Source organism: Ideonella sp. P3_A4, assembly GCF_056403075.1.
The window spans coordinates 1-3,845 of record NZ_JBFUGE010000573.1 but is presented as its reverse complement, the minus strand read 5'-3'; the positions used below and the strand labels follow the sequence as shown (position 1 = coordinate 3,845).

6 protein-coding genes are annotated in these 3,845 nt (G+C 67.4%); all 6 read left to right on the top strand.

Annotated features, from left to right (window positions below):
• On the top strand, positions 1 to 540 hold a 540-nt coding region (locus AC1DYI_RS29150), incomplete at its 5' end, for a MotA/TolQ/ExbB proton channel family protein (protein ID WP_477207614.1).
• Between the two features lie 20 nt (positions 541 to 560).
• Entirely contained in the window at positions 561 to 989 is a 429-nt protein-coding gene (locus tag AC1DYI_RS29145; protein WP_477207613.1) for an ExbD/TolR family protein, read from the top strand.
• Positions 990 to 994: 5 nt separating this feature from the next.
• Positions 995 to 1,429: an ExbD/TolR family protein gene (locus tag AC1DYI_RS29140; protein ID WP_477207612.1), complete on the top strand. Its 435-nt coding sequence runs from the start codon at positions 995 to 997 to the stop codon at positions 1,427 to 1,429.
• A 7-nt stretch (positions 1,430 to 1,436) separates the two neighbouring features.
• Positions 1,437 to 2,138, top strand: a complete 702-nt coding sequence (locus AC1DYI_RS29135) for an energy transducer TonB (RefSeq protein WP_477207611.1) — start codon at positions 1,437 to 1,439, stop codon at positions 2,136 to 2,138.
• Positions 2,139 to 2,152: 14 nt separating this feature from the next.
• The gene (locus tag AC1DYI_RS29130) at positions 2,153 to 2,635 is read left to right on the top strand and encodes a (2Fe-2S)-binding protein (protein ID WP_477207610.1); all 483 of its coding nucleotides are present in this window, start codon (positions 2,153 to 2,155) and stop codon (positions 2,633 to 2,635) included.
• The coding region (locus AC1DYI_RS29125) for a molybdopterin cofactor-binding domain-containing protein (RefSeq protein WP_477207609.1) at positions 2,632 to 3,845 on the top strand (1,214 nt) is incomplete at its 3' end. The genes AC1DYI_RS29130 and AC1DYI_RS29125, both read left to right, overlap by 4 nt.

The following is a 3,845-nucleotide window of genomic DNA, read 5'->3' as shown; positions in this document are numbered from 1 at the left end:
TTAGACCAGCTTCGCATCGGTAGTCACGCGCGGATCGCGGCGCGCGAGTTCTGGACGGCCGGCACGGTGCAGGCCGGCGCCGGCAAGCTGGCCGAGGCCAGCCCGTTTCGCTTCATTGCCGAAGCAGGCCTGCAAGCGACGCAGCGGCACGGCGGCTTGCACGCACAGGTCAACTTCAACGACTGGATTGATTTGTCCGTGCACCGCGCGACCGAGCGCGTGCATCGGCGCTTGTCGGCCGGCTTGAGCTTTCTGGCGACCGTGGGTTCGACCTCGCCCTTCGTCGGGCTGTTCGGCACCGTCTGGGGCATCTACCACGCGCTCACCGCGATCGGCCTGGCGGGCCAGGCGTCGATCGACAAGGTGGCCGGTCCGGTGGGCGAGGCGCTGATCATGACGGCGCTCGGCCTGGCCGTGGCCGTACCGGCGGTGCTGGGCTACAACTGGCTCCTGCGCCGCAACAGCACGGTGATGGACGACGTGCGTGATTTCTCCGGCGAGCTGCACTCGGTGCTGCTCGGCTCCGTCGCACCGGCCTGACCGCGCCAAAGGGAGTCCCCATGGCCATGAATATTCCCGCCGCCGGCGGCGGTGAAGAGCAGGTCGTTGCCGCGATCAACACCACGCCGCTGGTGGATGTGATGCTGGTGCTGCTGATCATCTTCCTGATCACGATTCCCGTCGTGAACCACTCGGTGCCGGTCGAGTTGCCGAAGAAGCGCAACGAGTTGCGCGAGAGCAAGCCGAAAGACATCGTGTTGACTGTCGACCGCCAGGGCCGCATCTACTGGTTCGATGCCCGCGTGGCCGACAGCGATGCGCTGATCGACCGGCTCAAGAAGGTGGCCGTGCAGAGCCCACAGCCCGAGGTGCATATCCGCGGCGACGCGAAGAGCGACTACGCACCGGTCGGCCGGATCCTGTACGCCTGTCAGCGGGCCGGCATTGTCAAGGTGGGCTTCATCACCGAGCCCCAGGCCAAAGGATGAGTGCGATGCGAAAAGGCAGCAAGGCGCGCCGCCAGCTGGTGGTGGAAGAGCCGGTGGCCGACATCAACACCACGCCGTTGATCGACGTGATGCTGGTGCTGCTGGTGATGCTGATCATCACTATCCCGATCCAGCTGCATGCCGTGAATCTGCAGCTGCCGGTGGGCACGCCGCCGCCAAGCGAGATCAAGCCCGAGGTGGTGAAGATCGACATCGACCCGCAAAGCACCGTGCACTGGAACGGTCTGCCGGTCAGTGACCCCGCCGATCTGCGTAGCAGGCTGCAGGCCGCTGCCGCACAGCCCGATCAACCCGAGGTGCACGTTCGCCCCGACAAGCTCGCCAAGTACGACACCTTTGCCGACGTGATGGTCGCGGCCAACCAGGCCGGCCTGCACAAGCTGGGCGTGATCGGCAGCGAGCAGTTCATCGACAAGTGAGGTTTGCATGAACGCGATAGTTTTGCCAATGGGCGGTGGCATGGCTGCGGGGCGCCCGACGCACCGTGCGACGCCGGGTTTGCAGCCGACGAACCGCAGCACAGGCCTGGCGGTGGTGGTGTTGATTCACCTGCTGATCGGCTGGGCACTGGCGTCGGGTCTGGCGCGCCAGGCGATCGAGATCGTCAAGAAGCCGATCGAGATGAGCATCATTGCGGAAGCGCCACCGCCACCGCCGCCGCCACCGCCGCCCAAGGTCGAGAAGATCAAGGACCAGCCCAAGGTCCAGGCACCGCCGCCGCCGGCCTATGTGCCCCCGCCTGAGGTGACGCCGGCAGAGCCCGCGCCGGCGCCGGTGATCACGGCAGTGCAAGCCGAGCCGCCGAAGGATCCGGTGGTGATTGCCCCGCCCGCGCCGCCGGCACCGGAGCCGAAACCGGCGGTCGCGAAGCAGGAGATCAGCCTCGCCTGCCCCGGCTACCAGAACGTGTTGGCGCAGACGCTGGAAGAGGCCATCGAGCGGGTCGGCATCGTCGGCACCGTGCACACGCGCTTCACCGTCCGCGGCAGCCAGGTGGTGGACGCCACGCCCTTGTCGGGGCCGAAGGAGTACTACAAGTACGTGCAGGCGGCGATCAAGCGCATGAAGTGCTCGGCTGGCGGCGCCGACGAAGTCCAGGTGGTGCTGGACGTCTTGTTCAAGAAGTAGCATCCTCGCGCGCCATGAGTCGCTACACCTTGAACGTCAACGGCCAGGCACGTGAAGTCGAAGCCGCGGCGGACACACCACTGCTGTGGATCCTGCGTGACAGCCTCGACCTCGTCGGCACCAAGTTCGGCTGCGGTGTCGGCATGTGCGGGGCGTGCACCGTGCATGTCAACGGCGTGCCCACCCGGGCCTGCATGACGCCGGTGTCCACCGTCGGGCGCCAGAAGGTCGTCACCATCGAAGGGCTCGACCCGAAAGGCGCACACCCGCTCCAACAGGCCTGGCAGGAACTGGACGTGCCGCAATGCGGCTACTGCCAGGCTGGCCAGATCATGACCGCGGCGGCGCTGTTGAAAAGCAACCCGCGCCCCAGCGATGCCGAGATCGATGGCGCGATGGCGGGCAACCTGTGCCGCTGTGCGACCTACCTGCGCATTCGCGCCGGCATCCACCGCGCCGCCGAGATCGCCGGCCCACGCGTCAAGGGGAAGACATGAGCCGCGCGGCGCCAGTTGACGAGGATCGGCGCGCGTTCCTGCGCCGCTCGGCGCAAGGTGCTGGAGGGCTGCTGCTCGGCCTGTACCTGTCGCCGGCCGATGCGGCCGCACCGGTGGGCAAGCCGGCCAGCCTGGCCGCGACGGCCGAGTTCAAGCCCAACGCGTTCATCCGCATCGCCAGCAGCGGCGTGGTGACGTTGATCTCCAAGCAGCCCGAGATCGGCCAGGGCATCAAGACCTCTCTGCCGATGGTGATCGCCGAAGAGCTCGAGGTTGACTGGAAAGACGTGGTGATCGTCCAGGGCGACCTCGACCCGGCCTACGGCAGCCAGAGTGCGGGCGGCTCCACGTCAACACCGAACAACTACACCGATTTCCAACGCCTGGGCGCCACCGCGCGCACGTTGCTGATCCAGGCCGCAGCGCTGAGCTGGAACGTGCCGGCTGCCGAATGCATCGCATCGGGCGGCGCCGTGCTGCACCACGCCAGCCAGCGCAAGCTGGGCTATGGCGCCTTGGTCGCGAAAGCCGCCGCGCTGCCGGTGCCCGATGCGCAAAGCGTGCAGCTGAAAGATCCGAAGGACTACAAGCTGCTAGGCAAGCGCATCGGCGGCGTCGACAACCCCGCCATCGTGACCGGCAAGCCGCTGTTCGGCATCGACGTCAAGCTGCCCGGCATGTTGTACGCGGTGTACGAAAAGTGCCCCGCCTTCGGTGGCAAGGTGCTGAGCGCCAACCTCGACGCGGTGAGGGCTTTGCCCGGCGTGCGCGATGCCTTCGTGATCGAGGGCACGCCCAACCTCAACGGCCTGATGCCAGGCGTGGCGATCGTGGCCGAGTCGACCTGGGCCGCGTTCAGTGCGCGCCGCCAGCTCAAGGTGACATGGGACGAAGGGGCCGTGGCCAGCCAGAGCTGGGACGGCTTCGCCACCCAGGCCGCGGCACTGGCCAAGCAGCCCGGCRCCAACACGCTGCGCAAAGACGGTGACCCCGCCGCGGCCTTCGCCGCCGCGGTCAAAACGGTGGAAGCGGCCTACAGCTATCCGTTCATCTCACACGCCAGCATCGAGCCGCAGAACTGTACGGCCTGGTTCCGCGACGGCGCGTTCGAGATCTGGGCGCCGACGCAGAACCCGGCCGCCGGGCAGAACCTGGTGTCGGCCACGTTGGGCGTGCCGAAGGACAAGATCACGCTGCACCTGACCCGCGC